This is a genomic window from Lachnoanaerobaculum sp., from assembly GCF_057250505.1.
This window is the reverse complement of the sequence record NZ_DBHIEQ010000009.1, coordinates 25474-48081: the sequence shown is the minus strand read 5'-3', so window position 1 is coordinate 48081 and position 22608 is coordinate 25474. Positions and strand designations below refer to the sequence as shown.

19 protein-coding genes, 1 tRNA gene and 1 pseudogene are annotated in these 22608 nt (G+C 39.3%); 6 read left to right on the top strand and 15 right to left on the bottom strand.

Going from position 1 to position 22608, the window contains the following annotated elements:
- From ACO6FI_RS05560 to ACO6FI_RS05550, 3 genes are all read right to left on the bottom strand, one after another.
- Positions 1–1823: DNA polymerase (locus ACO6FI_RS05560; protein ID WP_485456481.1), on the bottom strand; the 1823-nt coding region annotated here is incomplete at its 3' end.
- Positions 1824–1833: 10 nt separating this feature from the next.
- Entirely contained in the window at positions 1834–2169 is a 336-nt protein-coding gene (locus tag ACO6FI_RS05555; protein WP_298051491.1) for a zf-HC2 domain-containing protein, read from the bottom strand.
- A 1-nt stretch (position 2170) separates the two neighbouring features.
- On the bottom strand, positions 2171–2647 hold the full coding sequence (locus ACO6FI_RS05550; protein ID WP_009446670.1) for a methylglyoxal synthase: 477 nt from the start codon (positions 2645–2647) through the stop codon (positions 2171–2173).
- 291 nt (positions 2648–2938) lie between these two features.
- Here ACO6FI_RS05550 and ACO6FI_RS05545 point away from each other — a divergent pair.
- A pseudogene (locus tag ACO6FI_RS05545) lies at positions 2939–4213 on the top strand (IS110 family RNA-guided transposase).
- A gap of 116 nt (positions 4214–4329) precedes the next feature.
- Here the strand turns inward: ACO6FI_RS05545 and ACO6FI_RS05540 are convergent.
- On the bottom strand, positions 4330–5625 hold the full coding sequence (locus ACO6FI_RS05540) for an SPFH domain-containing protein (protein ID WP_485456480.1): 1296 nt from the start codon (positions 5623–5625) through the stop codon (positions 4330–4332).
- A 191-nt stretch (positions 5626–5816) separates the two neighbouring features.
- On the opposite strand from ACO6FI_RS05540, the gene ACO6FI_RS05535 reads away from it, so the two are divergent.
- From ACO6FI_RS05535 to ACO6FI_RS05525, 3 genes are all read left to right on the top strand, one after another.
- On the top strand, positions 5817–6185 hold the full coding sequence (locus ACO6FI_RS05535; RefSeq protein WP_060930289.1) for a RidA family protein: 369 nt from the start codon (positions 5817–5819) through the stop codon (positions 6183–6185).
- 72 nt (positions 6186–6257) lie between these two features.
- Positions 6258–7283: a hypothetical protein gene (locus ACO6FI_RS05530; protein WP_485456479.1), complete on the top strand. Its 1026-nt coding sequence runs from the start codon at positions 6258–6260 to the stop codon at positions 7281–7283.
- 157 nt (positions 7284–7440) lie between these two features.
- Positions 7441–8319, top strand: coding sequence for an SH3 domain-containing protein (locus ACO6FI_RS05525; RefSeq protein ID WP_485456478.1), 879 nt, complete (start codon positions 7441–7443; stop codon positions 8317–8319).
- 46 nt (positions 8320–8365) lie between these two features.
- Here the strand turns inward: ACO6FI_RS05525 and moaC are convergent, their stop codons facing one another.
- The 11 genes from moaC to ssnA form a co-directional block, all read right to left on the bottom strand.
- Positions 8366–8830 carry a cyclic pyranopterin monophosphate synthase MoaC gene (gene moaC, locus ACO6FI_RS05520; protein ID WP_485456477.1) on the bottom strand — a complete coding sequence of 155 codons (465 nt, stop codon included), beginning with the start codon at positions 8828–8830 and terminating at the stop codon, positions 8366–8368.
- Positions 8831–8841: 11 nt separating this feature from the next.
- Positions 8842–9873: a sulfate/molybdate ABC transporter ATP-binding protein gene (locus ACO6FI_RS05515; protein WP_485456476.1), complete on the bottom strand. Its 1032-nt coding sequence runs from the start codon at positions 9871–9873 to the stop codon at positions 8842–8844.
- A gap of 1 nt (position 9874) precedes the next feature.
- Complete coding sequence (modB, locus tag ACO6FI_RS05510) at positions 9875–10543, bottom strand: molybdate ABC transporter permease subunit (protein ID WP_485456521.1); 669 nt, start codon at positions 10541–10543, stop codon at positions 9875–9877.
- Entirely contained in the window at positions 10536–11447 is a 912-nt protein-coding gene (gene modA, locus ACO6FI_RS05505) for a molybdate ABC transporter substrate-binding protein (protein ID WP_485456475.1), read from the bottom strand. The genes modB and modA overlap by 8 nt, the downstream gene beginning before the upstream one ends.
- 26 nt (positions 11448–11473) lie before the next feature.
- Entirely contained in the window at positions 11474–12403 is a 930-nt protein-coding gene (gene mog, locus ACO6FI_RS05500) for a molybdopterin adenylyltransferase (RefSeq protein WP_485456474.1), read from the bottom strand.
- A 1-nt stretch (position 12404) separates the two neighbouring features.
- Entirely contained in the window at positions 12405–13376 is a 972-nt protein-coding gene (gene moaA, locus ACO6FI_RS05495) for a GTP 3',8-cyclase MoaA (protein ID WP_485456473.1), read from the bottom strand.
- A 2-nt stretch (positions 13377–13378) separates the two neighbouring features.
- Complete coding sequence (locus ACO6FI_RS05490) at positions 13379–14407, bottom strand: XdhC family protein (RefSeq protein WP_485456472.1); 1029 nt, start codon at positions 14405–14407, stop codon at positions 13379–13381.
- A gap of 17 nt (positions 14408–14424) precedes the next feature.
- The gene (locus tag ACO6FI_RS05485; RefSeq protein ID WP_485456471.1) at positions 14425–15456 is read right to left on the bottom strand and encodes a molybdopterin-binding protein; all 1032 of its coding nucleotides are present in this window, start codon (positions 15454–15456) and stop codon (positions 14425–14427) included.
- A gap of 206 nt (positions 15457–15662) precedes the next feature.
- Entirely contained in the window at positions 15663–17054 is a 1392-nt protein-coding gene (hydA, locus tag ACO6FI_RS05480) for a dihydropyrimidinase (RefSeq protein ID WP_485456470.1), read from the bottom strand.
- A gap of 59 nt (positions 17055–17113) precedes the next feature.
- A complete protein-coding gene (gene ygfK, locus ACO6FI_RS05475; protein WP_485456469.1) occupies positions 17114–20101 on the bottom strand; it encodes a putative selenate reductase subunit YgfK in 2988 nt (995 codons plus the stop codon).
- Positions 20101–21444, bottom strand: a complete 1344-nt coding sequence (gene ssnA / locus ACO6FI_RS05470; protein ID WP_485456468.1) for a putative aminohydrolase SsnA — start codon at positions 21442–21444, stop codon at positions 20101–20103. Before ssnA ends, ygfK begins: the two co-directional genes overlap by 1 nt.
- A 222-nt stretch (positions 21445–21666) precedes the next feature.
- Between ssnA and ACO6FI_RS05465 the strand changes: the two genes are divergently transcribed.
- Together ACO6FI_RS05465 and ACO6FI_RS05460 are read left to right on the top strand one after the other, a co-directional pair.
- A tRNA-Gly gene (locus ACO6FI_RS05465) sits at positions 21667–21737 on the top strand.
- A gap of 95 nt (positions 21738–21832) precedes the next feature.
- The gene (locus ACO6FI_RS05460) at positions 21833–22513 is read left to right on the top strand and encodes an adaptor protein MecA (protein WP_485456467.1); all 681 of its coding nucleotides are present in this window, start codon (positions 21833–21835) and stop codon (positions 22511–22513) included.
- Positions 22514–22608 lie beyond the last annotated feature (95 nt).

The following is a 22608-nucleotide window of genomic DNA, read 5'->3' as shown; positions in this document are numbered from 1 at the left end:
TGTATACGTCCGTCATCCCTTATATAGCCTGCAAGTCCTGTAGCATAAGTGGAATTAAGCTTTGTAAGCTGACGATATTCAAGTATATCTCTTATTATCTCATGCTCGGGAGCAAGCTTTTCAAGTACATCAGCCGCCGTGGAATATCCCGTCTTTGTCTTCTTTCCGCCTGAGAGCTTCAATTTGCCGAAAAGTATCTCTCCAAGCTGCTTAGGCGAATTTATATTAAAGCTCTCTCCGGCCTTATCCGTAATACTTGTTTCAAGCTTTGATATCTTTTCAAGAAGTGTATCCGCATAGGATTTTAGTCTCTTTTCATCCACCCTTACTCCGGTATTTTCCATCTTGGCAAGAGAATATATAAGCGGCATCTCCACATCTTCATATAATTTCGTAAGTTCAAGCTCATTAAGCTTTTTAATCAAGCTGTCACTTGCAAACAGTGCCACATGGCTTTCACTTGCAAAGTACTTTTTCGCTTTTTCATCATTGAACCTTAATACTTCACCAAGCTTTGACTTTCCGATCATCTCAGTCTTTGAAGAAACGCTGCTTCCCATATAGTCTCTTGCAATATCTTCCACAAAATAACTGTCCTTAAGCGGATTGATAAGATATGCGGCCACAGACAAATCATAAAAATTCTTTGCAAGTTTCATATCCTTTACCTGCTTTATAAGAGGCTTTAGAGAAAGTATATATTTTTTTGCATCCAGACAGATAATCCGCTCCAAAATATCATCAATTCCCACAATATCTTTTATAAGATATGTCCTATTATCCAAGGTGATTGAAATTGCATAAAGATTACTTAGTGTATAACTCTTTATCACAGTCTCATCAAAACATATGGCGATTCCGAATTCATTTGCGAACTTTAACTTCTCATAAAGAGTGTTCCAATCATTCAAATCTGTAATATCGCTTATATCAAGCTCTATACTTGCGGCGGTTTCTACATTCTCATATCTTTTTAAAAATGATTTGAACTCTAATTTATTTATCCATTCAAGACTTTCTTTTGTATACAGATTTCCGACCGCCATATCTGAAATATCGGTATCTATAGGAGCATCTGTGACTATTGTAACAAGCATCTTTGAAAACTTGGCTTCTTCAATATTTTCAGAAAGTGCCTTTGATGCTCTCGGAGGTTTCAGCTCACTCACATGCTCAATTGCATTTTCTATAGAGTGGTATTCCTGTATTATCTTTGTAGCCGTCTTTTCACCTATTGAAGGGACTCCCGGCACATTGTCGGAGGTATCTCCCATCAGCGCCTTCACGTCTATAAACTCTTTCGGTGTCACACCGTACTCGCTTATCACATCCTCAGGAAGGTAATCATGAACTGTAGTAACTCCCTTTGATGTCTTCGGAATCCTTATCTTTATATGCTTATCGGAAAGCTGCAAAAGATCTCTGTCTCCGGATATTATACTGACAAATACATCGTCACTTTGATATCTCTTTGCAATAGTTCCTATTATATCGTCCGCCTCATAGCCTTCCTTTGTAAGTATAGGTATGTTCATAGATGAAAGCACATCCTTTATAAGCGGAACCTGCTCTCTAAGTTCGTCAGGCATCGACTTTCTTGTGCCTTTATATTCCGCATACGCCTTATGTCTAAATGTGGGGGCAGACAAGTCAAAAGCGACTGCTATATAATCAGCCGCTTCCTCGTCCAAAATCTTGAACATAATATTCAAAAAGCCGTAAACTGCATTCGTATGAAGCCCCTGTGAGTTTGAAAGCTCAGGTACTCCGTAGAATGCTCTGTTTAAAATACTATGTCCGTCTATCAGAACTAATTTCTTCATATATCTCCTACTAAAAGAACCAATTTCGTAATTGCATCATTGCGATAATAAACACACCGAAAATCATAAGTGTATTTACCACATACTTAAACACCTGCCCGAGGAATATTATAAATATCCTCTGATATGCCTCTCTTATATGGCTGTGTAGAGCCGCCGTCATATTATAGTTGATATCGTCATTACCGCTGCCATCAAGTCCCACCTCAACTATATAGTATATTTCAAGCTCATCCATACAGGCCTTGCAGCCTCTTACATGCTGCAAAAAATCTCTTGTATCTTCCATAGAAAGCTCATCATGTATAAAAGGTATGATGAGCTTTCTTGCTTCCTTGCAAGTCATTTTATGACATTTCCTTTACCCTTTTTGAGACATTCTCTTTAAAGTTTATCACATCATGGTCATACTCTTCATCCATAAGAGATGATGTGATAATGAAGTCCGCACTTGACTTGTTGATAGCCATAGGCACATCATATACCTGTACTATACGTAAAAGTGCCTTCACATCAGGGTCATGAGGCTGTGCCGTAAGCGGATCTGTAAAGAAGATAACAAAATCTATCTTTCCCTCCACTATTCTTGCGCCTATCTGCTGGTCTCCGCCAAGCGGACCCGAGTTGTATCCCTTTACTGTAAGTCCTGTCTTTTCAGTTATAAGTCTGGCGGTGGTTCCCGTTCCGTACAGCTTATGCTTAGCTAAAACTTCCTTATGCTCCTCACACCATTTGATAATATCAGGTTTTTTGCCGTCATGTGCAATCAATGCAATATTTTTTTCTTTCGGTATTGTAAGCGTTACCTTATCTATATTATTCATAAAAATCTCCATTCCGCGGACAAGCCGCGGCACAAATAGTAATGAAAGTGTTTTACATCTCAACTCTGTGATTTAAAATAGATAGCAAGAAGCTATACTACAAAGCACGGGAGGTGGAGTTGTAAAAACTTTATCTGTTTTAGACAGCATAAAAATCAGTGTAAGTTCTGTCTTTTCAAGCACAAATAAGTGGTATCATGAATCCGTACACTAAGAATTGTTGAAGCTCTTTGTTTTATTGTGTGGCAGTTCAGTCAATGGCTTCTTATCTTTTACGAAAGGAGTTACACTATGAAAGTCACTTATCAAACCTGTTGTGGTGTCGATGTTCACAAATCTTTTCTCGTTGCCACAATCATCAAAACTACCGCCGGTATTGAACCTTCTTATCAAAAGAAGCGATTCTCTACCTTCAACAATTCTATTTTAGACTTTAAATCGTGGCTTCTTGAAAATGAATGCCATGATGTCTGTATGGAATCCACAGGTAAATACTGGGTTCCTGTCTTTAATCTTCTCGAAGATCAAATCAACGTTACCATTGCTAATCCCAAATGGGTTAAAGCTGTTAAGGGTAACAAGGACGATACCAAAGATTCTAAATGGATTGGAGACTTATTCCGACTGGGACTTGTGAAAAGCAGCTACATTCCTTGTAGGTTGATCCGTATTCTTAGAGAATATACAAGATATCGTTACAAGCTTGTTTCTTGCCGTTCAAGTGAAAAGAATAGATATCAGAATGCTCTTACTGTTTGTAATATCGCATTAGATTCTGTTGTATCCGATATCTTTGGGAAGTCATCCTCATCCATCATCGATTATCTGCTTGAATAATCAGGTACTACGATTAACCATGAAGAAATCGCTTCAAAACTTCTTAAGAGCCTCAAATCCAAAGAAGATGCTGTGATTGAATCTATCGAAGGATATCAGATGACTGATGCCCAGAAATATCGTATGCGCCTAATTCGTGCACATATAGATTATATCACAGCTGAAATCAATGATGTAGATAAACAGATTAAATCTTTGGTTTCTTCCGATCCTGATTATGATAAAGCCATCCAGTTACTAACTACCATTCCGGGTGTCAAACGTGATAGTGCAATTACTATCATCTCCGAAATTGGTATTGATATGTCTCAGTTTTGTAATTCTAAACGCTTATGTTGTTGGGCAGGTCTTACCCCCGGCAACAATGAATCTGCCGGTAAGAAGAAATCTGTCCGTATTACACGTGCCGGTGTCTACCTCAAACCTGCATTAGTACAGTGTGCTCATGCAGCCGTGAAATCTGACAAGTCTCCTTACTACAAAACGAAATATGAATCCCTTGTTAAACGCCGTGGCAAGAAAAGAGCTGTTATTGCCATTGCCCGTATGATTCTTACAGCCATCTACCGGATGCTGTCTACCGGAGAGGTATGGAATCCAAGCGATCTTTACAAAATCGATATGCCTGCACCTTTAGCTGAAAAACAGAAGGCTAAGGCTATCAAGCAAGCCAAAAAACTTTTACAAAAGGAAGGACTGCTTCCTCCTGATGAACCTTTAGCTTCTTGATCAATCTACTAAATCTATATCCTCAAATAAGTTGCCTACTTAAGACAGCTTATTTAAGTGCGCCGGTTTACGGCTTACCTCTACTTTCTTTCACACTAACTCCATCTTATATAGGTTTAGAACGGCTTTCCGCATTCAGGGCAGAACTTAGGCAGATGTGACTGATCCGCAGGTGTATATCCGCATGAAGCACAGCTTACAACGCCTGAAGGTTTTGCTTCACCGCATTCGGAGCAGAACTTACCTGTATTTCCGCCATGTCCGTGGCTGCAAGTCCATGTATTTCCGGCTTGCTGATTCATCTGCTGCATATTGTTTTGTCCGTACTGCTGCTGCATATTGTTCTGTCCGTACTGTTGTTGCATATTATTTTGCTGACCGTACTGTTGTTGCATCTGTTCATTTTGTGCCATTTGGAAAAGCTGATTTGCATTCATACCGCCCATCTGATTTGCCATATTCATACCTGCAAATCCCATCATTGCACCTGCTGTATTTTTTGCAGCATCTCTCATAGCGTCAGCCTGTGCGGCGTTTAAGTTTGCAGCCGCCATTGATGTTCTCTGGAATACCGCCGTTCTTTGAAGCTGCTTTATAAGGTCTTCATCTTCCTTTGATATTGTAATACTGCTTATTCCGAATGAACTTATTTCAATACCGTATCTATCTCCCCATTCACTTGACATTACGCTGTTAAGTTCATTTGCAATTTCCTTGGTATGATTCGGGATATCGCTGTATCTTGCCCCTATTCCTGAGAGTCTTCCGAGTGCAGGTTGAAGTGAAGTAAGCAGTTCTGAAGTCATCTGTCTTCTGAATGCTTCATCCATTCTGAACTCTCCGCCTGTGTTTCCCGCCACTTCCTTGTACATAAGTATAGGGTCCACAATCTTAAACGCAAACTCTCCATGACACCTTACCGCACTTTCTATATCAAGTCCGATATTGGGATCCACTATCCTGTATGGAATCGGTTCTGCTGTACCGTACTTATTTCCATAGATGTCCTTTGTGTTTACATAATAAACTCTTGTATCTCTTGTAGCACCGCCGCCAAATACCAATCTGTTCTTAAACTGCTCCCAGGTTCTTTTTACAGTTTCCTTTAAATTACCTGCAAAAATAGTAGGTTCATCAGTATTACTGTAGACATATTTTCCGGGTTGTGCACAGACATCCTTTATCATTCCGTTTTCCACCACCAACATACATTGTCCGTCTGCAACTTCGATAATGGAGCCGTCTGTAATAACATTGTTTGTAGATTTATTGTTTGAACCTCTTTGGTCCACTCTTTTTTTACCTTTGGTTACAAGAAGCTCATTATCCATTGAATCTTCATAGAAAAAATCTCTCCATGAGTCCGCCAGCACTCCTCCTGCCGCACCTGCTATAGCTGAAATAAGTCCCATAATTATACCCTCCTGTTTATTTATTTAAAGCCGTCATTTAGTTAATTATATCAATTTTTCATATGTAATACCAGTAATACAATTCTTAAATATATATTATGTCAATGACTTAAGATTTCCTTATAAAAAAATAGACTGTACAAATCCGGAAATTAGTATAAAATATAAGAAAAAGAAAAAAGGAGATTATCATGAAAGTAATCGATACAAAAAATGCACCGGGTGCAATCGGACCATATTCACAGGGATTTATCACAAACGGCTTGGTTATCACATCAGGACAGATTCCTGTAAACCCTGCCAACGGAGAAGTTCCTGAGGGTATTGCCGCACAGACAGAGCAGAGCTGCAAGAATGTGGCTGCTATCCTTGAGGCTGCAGGTTCAGGTATGGACAAGGTTGTAAAGACAACTTGCTTCCTTGCAGAAATTGCAGATTTTGCAGCATTCAATGAAGTATATGCAAAGTATTTCACATCAAAGCCTGCAAGAAGCTGTTTCGCAGTAAAGGATCTTCCAAAGGGCGTTCTTTGTGAGATTGAGTGCATCGCTGAGGCATAATTTTACAGTAATATTTGGGAGTGTTGCACTTTTGTAACACTCCTTTTTTGTATTTGAAAGTGGGGGACTTAAATGAAAGGTAAATATATTATAGCTGCTACTCTAATGTCCTTGACGGTTTTATGTTTTACAGCTTGTAATAAAGCAATAAAAAATACCGATTCGATTCAAAGCTCAGTTTATACAAAAAATGATATAACCGCCAATGTTTATTTTCCATATTCAAAACTGAAAGATTTAACGATTGATAAAGAAGCGGGCAATGCATATATAACAGATGTTGTTTCAAAGACGCCTGCAATACTGCCTTATATAGAATTAAACAATGCTTTATTGGAAACAAATGATAATACATACACTCTTATATTAAAGTATACCGAGGACTATGAAAAATCAAAAAATATAGGACTAAGTGACAATCCGCTCTATACATCACCATATTTATTCTCAAGAGCAACCAATACCGCAATACTCTTAATACTTGCCAATGATTATATTTCCTCTGTAAATATTGAAATATCCGTTCCGAAAGAATACCCTGATACGGAGCCTGTCACTATAGAGTTTAATCGCGACGAACTTGAAGATGAATCAGATCTGTTTGACACAGCAAAAGCAGATGAAAATTCCTACAATGAACTGTTAAACCTTAATGACGCCGTGTATGCAGACAGATTATTTTATAATCGTATAAAACTAGGAGCAACCGAAGATGACATAATTTATCGAAACGGTGACCCTGATAAAAAAGTTAGTGAAAACTCGGATTTAATATACACCTATGGCGACAATAACTGTTATACTTCATTTGTCCTAAAAAGAATAAAGAGCTCCGATAAACCGATTGTTACATCTATAGTTGTACACCCAAGTAAGGATGATATCGGTGGGGCTGAAATGTTATATAATATCGGACTTTTACCTGATGACGGCCAATACTTAACACAAACAAAAGTGGAAAATTATCTCGGTACGCCAAAATTCAGTAAGAACAATACCGATTATTACAGAATAAGTTCAGGATTAAATGACTATCTTTTCTTTACATATGATGCTGACGGTAATGTAGTTGAGTACGGATTGCAAAGAGATCAATAGACTTAGAATTCTCAGTGATTTATAAGATATTTTATAAAAAAATCTGCTAAATATTGTCTTTTATAAGCTTCTTATTGTATAATAAGTTTAGGGTTCTGTGAAGTTCGTATTTACACTTTTATTCACAGATACACAAAGAATATAGGAGGTTTACCTAATGGCAAACTCAACCACTCACAGTGCCTGGCAGCAGATTCAGGCAGGGGTTTATGATACAGAAAAGCTTCTATCCGGTCAGGAATATAATCTTGCCATGATTAAGGCAAGACAGACCTTGGAGATTATGATAAAGCAGCTTAGCGGACGAGACGACTATGACGATCAAAGCCTGACAGACATTATAAATTCCTTATGCGAAAACAAAACCATTTCAGAAAAATCATGTGAACATTATCATAAGATTTGTGTTATAAGCAATAAAGCCGTACACGAAAATAATGACGACGGCTTCAATGCCACTACGGCATATCAGTTGCTCACAGAGGAAGTGCAGGCTTTTATACGCGACTACTCACCTAAAAAAAGCAAGATAACTCCGGTTCCGGTACGCAATGACAATGTACAAAGAAGACCTGTTACAAAAAGCGGTGAGACCGCTCAAAAAAGAAAGGTCGTAAAGAAGACTCCTAAAAAGAAAAAGCCGACTGTAAACACACCCGATTTGATAAAAGTACTTATAGGTGTGGTTATTCTGTTCATTTTGATAATTTTATTCAGATCGCTCAACCCTCTAAAGGGAGGCAAAGGTACCAAAACAAAGACTGCAACCACTACTACCGTTGCTACAAGTGAAGGGAGTGAAAGCTCGGAGAGCAGCTCGGAAACAACAAGTGCACAGGCGACAACCACAAAATACATTACAACAACCAAGCTTAATGTTCGCTCTTCACCTTCAAAAGACGGCGATCTTTTGGCTACACTGAATGTAGGTGTAAGCGTCGAATATGTCGGAGCACAGGATGCCAACTGGGCCATCATCAACTACAACGGCGGACAGGCTTATGTAGCAAGCGCTTATATTAAGCCTGCACAATAATATAACTCAAAAGGCTAATCAGGTTATCGCCCGATTAGCCTTTTTATTAAAAGAAAAAGTCTCCGCTCTTTCCACCTTTCTTTTCCAAAAGATGCACATCACTTATAAGCATCCTCTTGTCGATAGCCTTACACATATCATAGACTGTAAGAAGTGCAATATTGACCCCCATCAGCGCTTCCATCTCAACTCCCGTCTTACCGGCAGTCTTCGCTTTTGAAAATACCACTATATCATTGCCTTCTATCTCAAAGGTTATCTTGGAGCCTGTCAGATTGATATTGTGGCACATAGGAATAAGCTCCGAGGTTCTTTTTTGTCCCATAATACCTGCCACCTGTGCTACGGTCAGCACATCTCCCTTTTTTATCTTTCTGCCCTTTATCGCTTCCATAGCCTCATCACATAGTGTAATTCTGCCCGTCGCAACGGCAACCCTGTCTGTTATATCCTTATCCGATACATCCACCATCACGGCATTCTTATTTTCATCAAAATGTGTAAACTCCATTTTTCTCCAATCTATTTTAATAACAATATATCTCTCTCATCTACTTTCAAAAAATCAGGTAACCCCTTTTTTTCTATCAACTCTTCCATCTCTCTTTGAACAAGCCAGGTTATATCCTGTCCGCCGCCTGTCTTTATATAATAATTGTCCTCAAACGGCAACTTTGCCTTACTCTTTAATCTGAAATCAATTATATTTCCTTCAGGCTCGCCCCATACAGGATGAAATTCATGTGCCCTTATTCCTACTGAAGATACTCCCTTAGGTAATTTATTTGAAAATTTCAATCTTACTCCCCAGTCAAGAGCTTCCAATGTATTTTCATCAATATATCTTATATCGGAAATATTTTTACAACCTGTAAGTATTGCGGCATTCTTCGTCTTAGGATTTTTGAATATTTCCTTTGTATTTCCAAGATTGGTCATCTTTCCCCTGTCAATAACTATCATGCTTTCACAAAGCCTGTATATCTCATCTCTGGAATGTGATACAAATATTGCACTGCCCTCAAAGTCTTTTAGTATTGACGCTATCTCTTCCTGTATATGATCTCTGAGATATATATCAAGTGCCGAAAACGCCTCATCAAACAGTAACACTTCAGGTTTTCTTATAAGTATTCTTGCCATCGCCACTCTGGCCGCCTGACCGCCGCTTATCCTGTTCGGCTTGGCATCTTTTATCTGAGTCAATTCAAATTTTTCCAAAAACTCATCAGCAAGACTTTTGCCGGCATTATTAAGTCCTATAGTTATATTTTCATACACTGAAAGATGCGGGAAAAGTGCATAATTTTGAAAGCAATACCCTATATGTCTGTCCTGCGGCTTTATATCAATCTTTTTTTGTGAGTCAAACAACAACTCACCGTCAAGCTTTATATAACCGGAGTCGGGTTTTTCTATACCTGCAATCATCTTTAAGATCATACTTTTTCCTGCACCCGAGCCGCCCAAAATTCCTATTCTGTTGCTGTCAAGACTGCAATTTATTTCCAAAGTAAAGCTGTTCAGCTTCTTTTTTACATTAAGTTCAAGCATACTACCTCTGTATATATTCCATCAAAAGCATTATAAGAAATGCAATAAAAAGTACAATAGCTACCCATATACCCGCCTCAAGATAATTTTGGTTTTGCACCAGAATCGCTATCTGCTGTGATATGGTCGAAGTCTTTCCCGATATATTACCGGCAAGCATTGAAGTCGCACCGTACTCACCTATAGCCCTTGCAAAACTGAGTATTGCTCCTGAAAACAGCGAAGGCGATGCAACAGGACATACTATCTTAAAAAAAATCTTAAACTCCGACAGCCCCAAAGTCCTGCCTGCATATATCAAATTTTTATCAAGCTGTAAAAATGCGGACTTGGCATTTTTATACATCAGCGGAAAAGCGATAATAAAGGCTGCGATTACACATCCTGCAAAACTTTGAACTATCTTAATATGGAAATGTCCGTATAAGAAAATTCCTACAGGTCTTCTCCTGCTGAATATAAGCAGCAGAAAAAATCCTACTACGGTAGGCGGGAGTACCATCGGAAGTGTAAGTATACTGTCAAATACCGCCATTATCCTTTTATTCATATACAGACTTACATATGCAAGTCCCACACCCAGAAAAAAACATATTATTGTAGAAAAGAGCCCTATTTTTAGGGTTATAAAAAAAGGGCTCCAATCCAAATGTGCTAAAACATTATTCATATAAATAATTTTCAAATACCTTCTTTGCGGCGTCGGACTTCAAATAGTCATAGAACTTATCAGCCTCCGCACTTACCTTCTCATCAGCCTCATCATTGTTTACTCTTGCTATAGGATATGTAATCTTACCGCTTAGTGACTCATCCACTTTTTCAATAACTTTGACATCATTATTGCCGTATGTATCTGTAAGATATACAAATCCTACCTCACCGAATCCGTCCACTACGGATAAAAGTGTCTTTGTAACATTTGAGTTCTCTATTATCTCCATACCGAGCTTATCTTTAAGCTCCGCACCTGTACTCTCTTTTGTAATGCCGAGGTCAGGATAAGCCTTTGAAAGTGCTTCTCTTGCATATGCACCTGCAGGTACGCTTGTTTCACCTATTGATATTGACTTTGCTTCCTTAATATTTGCAATTCCTGTAACCTTTGTGTCCGAATCCTTAGGTGCTACAATACAGAGTTTGTTGTGCAATAAATCTACATCCGTACCGTCCTTTATATGTCCCTCTTCTTTCAACTTCTCCATCTGCTTCTTACCGGCACTGAAGAAGATATCACAAGCAAATCCTTCTTCTATCTGAGTCTGTAACTTACCTGATGAATCCGTATTTAAATTTATCTTTACATCAGGATTTGCCTTGTTGTACTCCAAGATTATCTCATCCATCGCACCCTTAAGTGATGCCGCCGCAAATACATTTACCGCTGAAGGGTCGCTTGCAGCCTTACTCTCCTGTGCGCTTGTCTGCTCACTTGACTCCGCACTCGACTTTGCTGCGCTTGTCTGCGCGGTAGTATCCGCAACTTGACTCTCTGCAGTCTTTGCGCCACCGCATCCTGTAAGCGCGATTGCCGCAACAACACCTAATACTTTACAAATATTTTTCAACTTCATAACCGTCTTCCTTTAATTTTATAATATCAGTCACTCTCTCTGCCGCTAAGAATTCCAAGTCCGTGTTTTAGCGGCTTCATAATATATTCAATGTTCTCTCTACAGGCTTTCGGACTTCCCGGCAAATTTATTATAAGAGTGTTTCCTCTTATTCCGGCAGTCTGACGACTTAGCATTGCCTTAGGCGTAATGGTCATCGAATAGCTTCTAAGCGCTTCTCCGATACCCGGAACTTCTCTTTCAACCACCTGCTTTGTAGCCTCCGGAGTAACATCTCTTTTTGAAAAACCTGTTCCGCCGGTGGTAAATATAAGATCAGCCTGTCTCTGATCACTGAAGTGAAGCAGCTTTTTTACTATTTCACTTTTCTCATCCGGTACGATAAGGCAGTCAATCACTTCCATTCCGGCTTCCTCAACAAGCTCTTTTATAACAGGACCTGATTTGTCCTCATATACTCCCTGTGACGCCCTGTCCGAAACAGTGATAACACCTACCCTGTAAGGTCCGACTTCTTTTTCAATTACATTTATTTTATCTCCTTTTTGTATACAGCCTCCCTTCAAAACCTCTGCAAATATACCTTCTCTTGGCATAATGCAATCTCCCATTTTATGATATATATTGCAGTGGCTGTGACATTCCTTGCCTATCTGTGTTACCCTTAACACTGCATCTCCTATTTCAAGTACGGTTCCCACAGGTAAGCTTTTCAAGTCAACACCGGCTACAATAATATTCTCTCCGAATGCGCCGAAGTCCACTTCGGCTCCTTTTTTTCTGAAATCATCTATCTTTTCAAATGCCAAAAGACTGACCTGTCTATGCCACTTTCCGGCATGTGCATCTCCTTCAATACCCCAGTCAGGCTTTAATACGGCCTTCTCTATTTCTTTTTTCTCTGTTCCTTTTTTCTCGCTGATACATACTGCCAAAACTTCAGCTTTTACTTCCATCTTATCCACCTATTTCTACCATGTCCTTAAGTTCACTTACCTTGGATAAATCTTCAAAGGCATGTGCTTTCGGCTTTGTCGTTATACACTCTCTTATTTTATCTTCAAGTAGTTTTATCTTTTTATCGGATTCTATTGTTTTATCCTTTATAATATCCTTCAGATCTATATTTGAGGCGTAACAAAGACATGGCTTTAGTTTTCCGTTAGATGTAAACCTTATTCTGTTGCATCCGTCACAAAATTTACCGTGTATTGCGCTGATAAATCCTATTGAACCTTTAAAACCTTCAAGCTTTATATACTTTGCAGGACCGTTACCGTGTCTTTTATTATCCTCGTGTACAATATATCTCTCTTTTATTTTCTCCGATACTTCAAAATTTGAAACACCGTCAGACTCTTTGCCATGACCTATAGGCATCATTTCAATAAATCTTATATTTATATTTTTATCTTTTGCAAGTCCTATAATATCAAAGAGTTCATCATCATTCACTCCTCTTTGTAAGACAGTATTTATCTTTGTACTTAATCCCGACTTCTCCGCTTCATAGATACCGTTTATAACATCATCAAATGCATCGACCCCTGAGATTTTAAAAAATCTGTCCTTCTTAAGAGAATCCAGACTCACATTCACACTTGAAAGTCCTGCATCGGCTAAACCTTTTGCATATTTACAAAGATAGAACCCGTTTGTTGTCATGGTGATATCTTTTACACTGTCTATATCATGAAGCCTTTTTATAAAATCTACTATTCCGTCTCTTATAAGAGGCTCTCCGCCCGTTATCTTAAACTTGGTTATGCCGCATTTGCTTGCCGCAAGCGCCACTTCGTATATCTCGTCAAGGCTCAGTGTTTCATCAACCTTTTTTGTCTCAGGCATACAATAGGTGCATCTGAAGTTGCACCTGTTTGTAACCGAGATACGCATATAGTCTATCTCTCTGTTGTAACAATCTCTCATATCTAAACCGGTTCTATAAGTACTTCTATTCTTCCTCCACAGACCATGCCTTCCAAACTTGCTTCACTGTCTGTAAGATTGACATGTAACAGATACGGCTTTATCTCTTCATCGCTTTTTAATACCTCATCCACCTTAACCATAATATCATGTTCGGCTTTTCCGCCTCCGATAGTTCCGATAAAGCTTCCGTCTCTTAAAAACAGTGCCTTCGCTCCCACTCCTCTAGGCGCCGAGCCCTTTTTATCTACGATAGTCGCCATAACCATTCTCTCATTGCTCTCTTCAATCTTTTCAAGCATTCCTTCAACATAGCCTACATTCCTGGTCTTTGAATTTTTTACAGATATTATCTCTGCAAGAATTGATATGGAGATTTCCGCCGGAGTCTCAGACTTTATATCAAGTCCTATCGGAGTATAGATTTCCTCAATCTTTTCCTCAGGATAGCCTTCACTTCTTACGGCATCAAGTACGAAGCCTACTCTTCTTTTTGCACCCATAAGTCCTACATAGGCATAAGGCTTCTTTAAAATTTCTCTGATACATTCCTTATCCCACTGATGTCCTCTGGTTACCACTACAAAGTAGGTGTCATAGTCCGAGTCAAATTTTTTCAGTGCCGACGAAAAATCCTCACAATAAACTCTGTCGGCACCCTCATCTTTTACCTTGGCTGCAAACTCTTCTCTGTCTTCTATAACAATCATCTCACATCCGATCATCTGACCCATCTTTATCAGTGCGATACTTGTATGTCCGGCTCCACAGATTACTATCTTGCTTACATTACATATATGCTCCACATATACTCTGTTGCCTGCTATTTCCGTTATACCGGCCTTTGTTATATTCTTTATTTCATCAAAATTGTCTTTAAAAAAACTTGTATCCGGACTTATCCAAACAAGTTCACCCTCTCTTAAAACAGCCTTACTGCCGTAATCTTTATCGCCTAATGATGTAAATACAAATGTTCTTAAGCCCTTTTTCTTTGATTCGTCTATTATTTTATATAATTCCTTGTCCATATTTTCGCTCCTTTTATTTATGATACACCGAAAGAACAATTAGGGAAGATACACACCGGACAGTGCATACAGTATCCGCCTACACCCAAGCTGTCAATATCCGATTTTTCCACCTTTTCTCCCGCCATTATTCTCGGCAGGATTATATCAAATATAGTTCTCTTTTCATACATTACACAGCCCGGAAGCCCCATAAATGTTATGTTCTCATTCTCACCGCCGTAGGCAAGCATAAACATGGCACCCGGAAGTACAGGTGTACCGTAAGTAATAACTCTGCTTGCATTTTGTCCTATAGCATAAGGCGTCTTATCATCAGGATCCACACTCATTCCGCCTGTACAAAGCACAATATCGGCTCCTGCTGCTATGACTTTTTTGATACAATCAATTTCCATCTCCACATCATCACTGCTTATCTCATGTGCGATTACCTCTGCACCGAAAGCCTTTACCTTGTCAATAACCACCGGAGTAAAATTGTCTTTGATTCGTCCATAGTAAACTTCATTACCTGTAGTCACTATTCCGACTTTCTTTTTTTGGTAAGGCAAAAGCTCAAAGAGAGGCTTATCTCCCACAACTTTCTTTGCCTTTTCCATTTTTTCTTTTTCTATAATAAGAGGTATGACTCTCATGCCTGCAAGGTGCTGACCGGCTTTCACAGGAAAGTTGTCATGTATGCTTGCAATCATCATCTCACCGAGTGAATTAAGCTTATTTATTCTTTCCTTATCTATCTTTAAAAGACCGTCACATTCCGCAATAAGTTCCACCTTGCCCTCTTTTATATCAGGATCTCTTGTAAGGTGATCGTTCTTACACATATCATAAAGCATCAGTGCCGCATCATTTTCATGCAGCATATTTTCATTTACTTCCCAGATATAGATATGGTCCTTGCCTACAGAAAGCAGTACTTCCACATCCTCAGGCTGTATTATATGTCCCTTTCTGAATACGGGACCTTTCTTTTCTCCTTTTATAATCTGTGTTATATCATGACAGAGCATATGCCCTACGGCATCTTTTGTATCAATAAGTCGCATATTTCCCCTTCTATGTAAAGTTTGTATATTATGAGCTGTAACTATACATTTAAAATTTGTTTATACCAAAGCATTATACTATATAAATCATAAAAGTTCCATTCATTTATTTAATATTTCGATAAATGGATGGAACTCTTATTGTCTTAAATCATGTGCTTTTTATAAATCTGTATAAAAGGCAAACACTTCAGTTTGATTTTATCCTATAAAAACTTCTTATACGGCTTTCTCTCAAGGAACTTGCCCTCAGGAGTATCCTTGATTTTTGCATTGTCAACTATTTCACTGCCCCTTAAGAACACTTTATCGATATGTCCGCTTAGTACTTTACCCTCAAGCGGAGCGTAGTCACATTTTGAAACCTGAGTTGCAGCGGTAATCTTAGTCTGTGACTTAGGGTCCAGTATGACGATATCCGCATCAAAGCCTTCCTCTATGAATCCCTTTCTGTCATAAAGTCCGTAGAGCTTTGCAGGGTTTTCACAAAGTACTTCACACATCTTCTCCAAACTTATTCTGCCTGTTGTAACACCTTCGGAGTACATTACAATACCTCTGGTCTCAACTCCCGGCATTCCTCCCGGAATCTTTCTGAAATCATCTTTACCAAGCTCTTTTTGCTTGAAAGTAAATGCACAGTGATCTGTGGAAACAGTCTGTATCTCACCGTCTGCAAGCGCTTTCCAAAGCTCATCAACATCCGACTGTTCTCTGAGAGGAGGTGCTATAACATATTTTGCTCCCTCAAATCCCGGCAACTCATAGAGTTTGTTTGTCATAGTAAGATACTGAGGACAGGTCTCCGCATATACTTTCTGTCCTCTTTTTCTGGCAGCCCTTATCTCATCAAGACCTTCCTTACAGGTAAGATGCACATCAATGATGTCACTGCCTGCCACCTCGGCTAGGTGAAGAATTCTGCCTATAGCCTCAGCTTCGGCTGCAGCCGGTCTGGTCTTATAATGTGATGAAACATTTTTTTGTAATCCTGCTTCTACAAACTCCTGTTGAAGTGCAAATATAAGTCCCGCATTCTCACAGTGAACTCCTGTGATGGCACCCACTTCCTTCAGTCTTTGTATTACTTCAAAAGCCTCATCATCCTTTAGGAGAATATCATATGTAAGGTAAATCTTAAAGGTGGTCACTCCTCTGTCCATCATGTCCTGACACTCTTTTTTCGCCTCTTCGTTCCAGTCACTTATAGACATATGTATACCGTAGTCACAGAACACTCCGTCTTTTGCCTTTTTCAGCCAATTGTCCATTCCTTCATTAAGAGTCTCTCCCTTGTACTGTGTACCGAAGTCGATGATGGTTGTGGTACCGCCGCTTACAGCAGCTTTTGTACCTGAGTAGAAATCATCACAGGTTACGGTACCTGCAACATGAAGGTCAAAATGTGTATGTGCATCTATAAATCCCGGAAATACAAGCTTGCCGCCTGCATCCACCACTTTTGTATCATCGTCAAGTTCTATAAACTCGTCAGGCTTTAATACTTTTTTGATCTTTTCACCTTCAATAAGTATATTTCCCGCAAAACTTTCCTTTGAATTTACAATAGTTCCACCTTTTATAAATACTTTCTTCATATGTTCTCCTTAAAAGTAAATATGCCACTTTTTAGGGTGGCATATCTGTAAAAATTATTTTATTTTAGAAGTAAGTAATCATACTCGTTATAGATTGTGTCGATAAGCTCAGCATATCTGTAGTTCAACTTATCATTTGACTCACCTATTCTATATACAAGTTCCTGACCGTCGATTCTTACCTTAACATCCTTGCATCCTCTTGTGATTACAAAGCCGTCATTCTTTGAGTCAAGCATATCCGCTTCACTTGCAAACAATGTAAGCTTATCCTTATACGGTGCGGAAGCGTATGGACAGAATGTCTCACAGTTACCGCACTCATTGCACATATAATCCACATGAACTATCTGATGTTTACCCTTTACATTCACATATACATTAGCTCTGTTTGGACAAACTTCTGTACAATTCTCACATATATAGTCACAAGCCAAGCATCTGTCGTCACCTTTCTTCTCTACAGGCTCCTCTAAAGTTCCTCTGTAGTCATAAACCTTCTCGTCTGTAGTATCAGATACCTTAAGTTCTCCGATAGCATGATTTAAGATAGCCTCACAAACCTTCTTGCTGTCTGCAATAGCTTTAACTATAACTGATGCACCCTTTGCACCGTCACCTGCAGCATATACTCCCTTAACATTTGTCTCAAGGGTAACAGGATCAAGTACAGGAAGATTCTTCTTATCTATATTGATACCGTTGCTTGTGTAGAAGTCTCCTCTTACACTCTCACCGATTGATGCGATAAGTGTATCACATGGTAATTCAACAAGTTCGTCTGTCTCCTTAACACCTCTTCTGCCGCTCGCATCAGGCTCACCAAGTACGTTCTTTGCACATACAAGCTTGCCGTCCTTAAATGACTTCGGAGAAACAAGTGTAACAAACTCTACGCCGTCCTCAATTGCCTCGTTAAGTTCTTCCTCATCGGCAGGCATATATCTTGCATTTCTTCTGTATGCAAGGTATACATTCTTAACACCCCGAACTCTCTTTGCCGCTCTTGCAACGTCCATAGCAGTATTTCCGCCACCTACAACGATAACATTCTCACCAAGCTCCATCTTTCCTTCAGACTTCTTGAAATCCTCAAGGAAATGAAGTGCATTGATTGCCTTTCCTTCGCTAAGCTCAAGCGGAAGTTCCTTATGAGCACCGATTGCAAGTATAACCTTGTCAAACCCTTCAGCTCTAAGTGCCGCTATATCTTCAATTCTCTTGTTTGCAACAAACTTTGCTCCGTAAGCCTTTGCAAACTCAACGTCTCTTTGGATATCGTCTGCAGGAATTCTGAACCCCGGAATGATGTTTGCAACAACACCGCCCATGGTATCTCTCTCGTCAAATACAGTAACATCCACACCTTCTCTTGCAAGGAAGAATGCAGCTGCGATACCTGCAGGACCGCCACCTACTACAGCAACCTTTAAATCTTTCTTATCTGCGCTCTTTAATGTAGGTACAACGCTTTCAAAGGCGTTTTGTGCCGCAATAAACTTGTTTCTTCTGATCTGTACATCTGTCTCATAGTGATTTCTTGTACAAGCACTCTGGCAGGTATGTGTACAGATATGACCTGTCATGAAAGGAAGCGGGTTCTTCTCAAGGATTACATTAAGAGCGTCATCATATCTTCCCTCATTAACAAGTATTCCGTATGTTGTAATATCCTGATTGATCGGACATCTGTTTACACAAGGTGCCATATAGCAATCAAGGTATGGAACTTTCTTATCGGCCTTTCTGTTAGGAAGCGGCTTAACAGGCTTAACATGATGCTTATCGCTTCTAACGTCTGAAACAAGCTTCTCAAGAGCCTCTACATCAATTCCTGACCAAGCCTTAATCTCAGACTTCTCAAGCTTCTTAGCCATCTGATCGAATCTCTGATATCCGCCCGGCTTAAGGATAGTGGTTGCCACTGTTACAGGCCAGATTCCGCTGTCTATAACCTTATCTATATTGAAATAATCACAACCGCCTGAGTATGCAATTCTAAGCTTACCGTTAAAGCTTCTTGAAAGATTTCTTGCAACCAACATTGAAAGCGGATAAAGTGACTTTCCCGACATATACATTTCCTGTGAAGGAAGCTCATTGTTATTTACATCTACAGGGAATGTGTTTGTTATCTTAACACCAAACTCAAGATTCTTTGATGAAGCAAGTGCCATAAGTCTCTCAAGCATCGGAACCGCATCAGAATACTGAAGATCCTCTCTGAAGTGAAGATCTGTAAACGCGATGTAGTCATATCCCATGCTGTCAAGCATCTCTCTTGCAACTTCGTATCCTAAAAGTGTAGGGTTACATTTTACAAATGTGTTCAATCCCTTCTCTGTGATAAGATATGACGCAATAGCCTCAATTTCCTGCGGAGGACATCCGTGCAATGTAGATACTGTAACCGAATTTACAATATCAGGAGTGATTGCATCAAGATCTGCCTTTGTAAAGTTCTTAAACTTACCGAGGTTTTTCTCAAGATATTCCTTACACTCTTTGTATATAGGTGTTTCTGAAGCGTCCATCATCCCGTTGATGAAATTGTCAACCTTAGGAAGCTTAATACCCTCAAGATCATATCCTACTGAAATATTGAACTGGAAGCCGTCGCTGCCGCCAAGATCCCATTCCTTTGAGATAACCTTAAGTGCAAACCAACCCTTGATATACTCGTCAAATGCTTCCTGAACTGTAAGCTCTGTTGACCACTCACAGTTGTAGCACTCATCTTCTGCTGTAATACAAGGTTTTGCAACACATGCCGCAAGCTCTCTACCGTCCATCTTCTGAACCGTCTTAAGCTCAAAAAATCTTGCGCCTGCATAATATCCTGCAATGATATTCTGAGCAAGCTGTGTATGAGGACCTGCTGCAGGACCTATCTGTGTCTCCAATTTTCTTCCGAAAATCGTGTAGAATTTATTCTTATCAGCCTTATAAGCTTTCTTTACTCCGTAACAAGAGCCTTCTTTTTCCTTCTCCTCAAGGAGTCTTTCCATGATCCTATTAAAAGGAATAGGTGTCATTATATCGCCCATTATGCGTTGCTCCTTCCATTGATCTTATCCGCAAGTCTCTTTGCGCCTTCTCTAACCTTAGCAAGTACTTCTTTCTCATCAATGTTAAGAAGCTCTCTATCCTTCATAAGGATATTTCCGTTTGCAATTGTAGTTCTGACATCTTTTCCGCATACTCCGAACAATAAATGGCTATTGATGTTTGAAGCGGTCATAGGTGTGTTAGGTACATAATCAACAACGATAACATCGGCTGCAGCACCCGGCTTTAATACTCCGAGAGGCTTCTTAAAGTATCTGTTTGCAATATTTGCATTGTACTCAAAGAGCATCTTCGGAACTTCGCCCCAAGCTGCATTAGGATCGCATAAATGATGCTTATGAAGCACATTTGCAACCTTCCATGACTCTGTAATGTCATGTGTATATCCGTCACTTCCAAGTCCACATACTATACCCTTGTGAACAAGCTCCATTGTAGGAGGGCATCCGCAGGCATTACCCATATTTGACTCAGGGTTGTGTACTACACAGGTATCCGTATACTTAATCAAATCCATCTCATGCGGATTAACATAGATGCAGTGAGCAAGCAATGACTTGTTACCAAGTACCTTCCAGTCATAAAGTCTGTCAACTATTCTCTGGCTGTGCTCCTTTAAGCATGAGTGCAAATCCTCAATACCCTCTGCAACATGAATATGGCAACCGATATCTTCCGGTTTTCTTGACATAGCGTATTCCATTGACTTGTCTGAAATGGTAAAGCTTGCATGCATTCCCATCATAGCGGCAATCATATCGCTGTCGTCTTTTTTCACATAGTTTGCAAAATCAACATTCTCTTTAACAGCCGCCTTCATCTTATCTTCACCGTCACGATCGGATATCTCATAGCAAAGACAACTTCTGACTCCTGTCTGTCTTGCAGCCTTCTCTATAGCGAAAAGACTTCCTTCGATCTCTCCAAAGCTTGCATGATGATCGAAAATAGTTGTAACACCGTTCTTGATACAATCAATGTAAGTGGTCATAGCAGACAGATATGTGAGCTCGTTGTCTAAGTTTCTGTCTATGGTCCACCATAAGCCGTCCAAGATCTCCAAAAATCCATGCGGGTTGTAACCGTTGATGCTGAGGCCTCTTGCCATAGCTGAGTAAATATGCTCGTGTGTATTTATGAATGCCGGCATTATGAGCCCGCCCTTCGCATCCACAAAAGTTGCATCCGCATACTTTGCCTTCAAATCACGGTAGTTTCCAACCTCTAAAACTGTGTTGCCATCCAGTACTACAGACCCATCCTCAATCAATGGCTGTTCCTGATTTCCAGTAACTACCCTTCCATTACCAATTAGTAGCATTGTAAATCTCCTCTCTGAATTATGCAGTTTTAATAACAAAAACATAATAATGTACCCTTATAGTATCATTTTTCATTAGGGTTTTCAATAGGTATCTAACTTTATTTTCAATTTTCTAAAAATTATTTAGATAGAACGAATGTACGAAAATAAGTACATTTTCAAACGATTTTTTTATTGACAACTCCACAAAATTTTGATACTATTGCAATGTAATTTTTTGCAGGTGTGGTTCAATGGTAGAACATCAGCCTTCCAAGCTGAATACGTGGGTTCGATTCCCATCACCTGCTTTTTTTGTGCCTACCGATATCCGGTAGGCATTTATCATACTTTACATAATTGCTAAATGTATTAAAATATAATTACATCTAAAGGAGGTGATACCTTGAGAATTGAAAGGATTAGTACCAATCAGATAAGATGCACACTGTCAAGTATTGACTTACAAAACAGAAATTTAAATGTTATAGAGCTGGCATACGGAAGTGACAACGCAAAGGCACTGTTTCGAGAGATGTTACATAAAGCTTCTTATGAAGTGGGATTTGATACGGACGACACTCCTCTTATGATAGAGGCGGTACCGATGTCAGGCGAAAATATCGTCATATATATTACAAAGGTTGACGACCCGGATGAACTGGATACCAGATTTGCAAAATTTGCACCTGCCATATCTGATGATATAATTTCCACACTTGATATAAGACTTGATAACCTGCTTGAAGGTGCAATTGAATTAAACGATTCACCAAACTCACTAAGCAGTATGAATGAATCCTATTTAAGGGCATTTTCATTTAACAGCCTGGACGAATTTATCACAGCCGCAAAAGCTGTCGGAAGCTACACGGGCGAAAACACTCTATATAAGGATGAAACCAATAATAAATTTATACTGGTTCTAAAAAAGAATGCTAATAAAAAGGATTTTTCAGCTGCCACAAACATTCTTTCGGAGTACGGCAACAAACTTTCCGCCACTTCTTTCAGTGACGACTATTATAAGGAGCATTTTAAGATTTTGGTAAGAGAGAATGCAATAACACAGATGGCTAAAATCTAATAAATATTTTTTTAACAAACCTCAAAATATTATTGCTTTTTTGCGGATTGTTATGTATATTCTAATAAGGTCAATTGTACTTTAAAGAGTGCATA

Coding starts and splice junctions, on each gene's coding strand:
- ACO6FI_RS05530 (WP_485456479.1), top strand. CDS start 6,258: ATGAAAGGTAAATATATTATAGCTGCTACTCTAATGTCCTTGACGGTT.
- ygfK (WP_485456469.1), bottom strand. CDS start 20,101: ATGGGCGATATAATGACACCTATTCCTTTTAATAGGATCATGGAAAGA.
- ACO6FI_RS05550 (WP_009446670.1), bottom strand. CDS start 2,647: ATGAATAATATAGATAAGGTAACGCTTACAATACCGAAAGAAAAAAAT.
- ACO6FI_RS05490 (WP_485456472.1), bottom strand. CDS start 14,407: ATGGACAAGGAATTATATAAAATAATAGACGAATCAAAGAAAAAGGGC.
- ACO6FI_RS05555 (WP_298051491.1), bottom strand. CDS start 2,169: ATGACTTGCAAGGAAGCAAGAAAGCTCATCATACCTTTTATACATGAT.
- ACO6FI_RS05525 (WP_485456478.1), top strand. CDS start 7,441: ATGGCAAACTCAACCACTCACAGTGCCTGGCAGCAGATTCAGGCAGGG.
- modB (WP_485456521.1), bottom strand. CDS start 10,543: ATGAATAATGTTTTAGCACATTTGGATTGGAGCCCTTTTTTTATAACC.
- mog (WP_485456474.1), bottom strand. CDS start 12,403: ATGGAAGTAAAAGCTGAAGTTTTGGCAGTATGTATCAGCGAGAAAAAA.
- moaC (WP_485456477.1), bottom strand. CDS start 8,830: ATGGAGTTTACACATTTTGATGAAAATAAGAATGCCGTGATGGTGGAT.
- ACO6FI_RS05535 (WP_060930289.1), top strand. CDS start 5,817: ATGAAAGTAATCGATACAAAAAATGCACCGGGTGCAATCGGACCATAT.
- ACO6FI_RS05485 (WP_485456471.1), bottom strand. CDS start 15,456: ATGCGACTTATTGATACAAAAGATGCCGTAGGGCATATGCTCTGTCAT.
- moaA (WP_485456473.1), bottom strand. CDS start 13,376: ATGAGAGATTGTTACAACAGAGAGATAGACTATATGCGTATCTCGGTT.
- ssnA (WP_485456468.1), bottom strand. CDS start 21,444: ATGCTACTAATTGGTAATGGAAGGGTAGTTACTGGAAATCAGGAACAG.
- modA (WP_485456475.1), bottom strand. CDS start 11,447: ATGAAGTTGAAAAATATTTGTAAAGTATTAGGTGTTGTTGCGGCAATC.
- ACO6FI_RS05540 (WP_485456480.1), bottom strand. CDS start 5,625: ATGGGACTTATTTCAGCTATAGCAGGTGCGGCAGGAGGAGTGCTGGCG.
- ACO6FI_RS05515 (WP_485456476.1), bottom strand. CDS start 9,873: ATGCTTGAACTTAATGTAAAAAAGAAGCTGAACAGCTTTACTTTGGAA.
- hydA (WP_485456470.1), bottom strand. CDS start 17,054: ATGAAGAAAGTATTTATAAAAGGTGGAACTATTGTAAATTCAAAGGAA.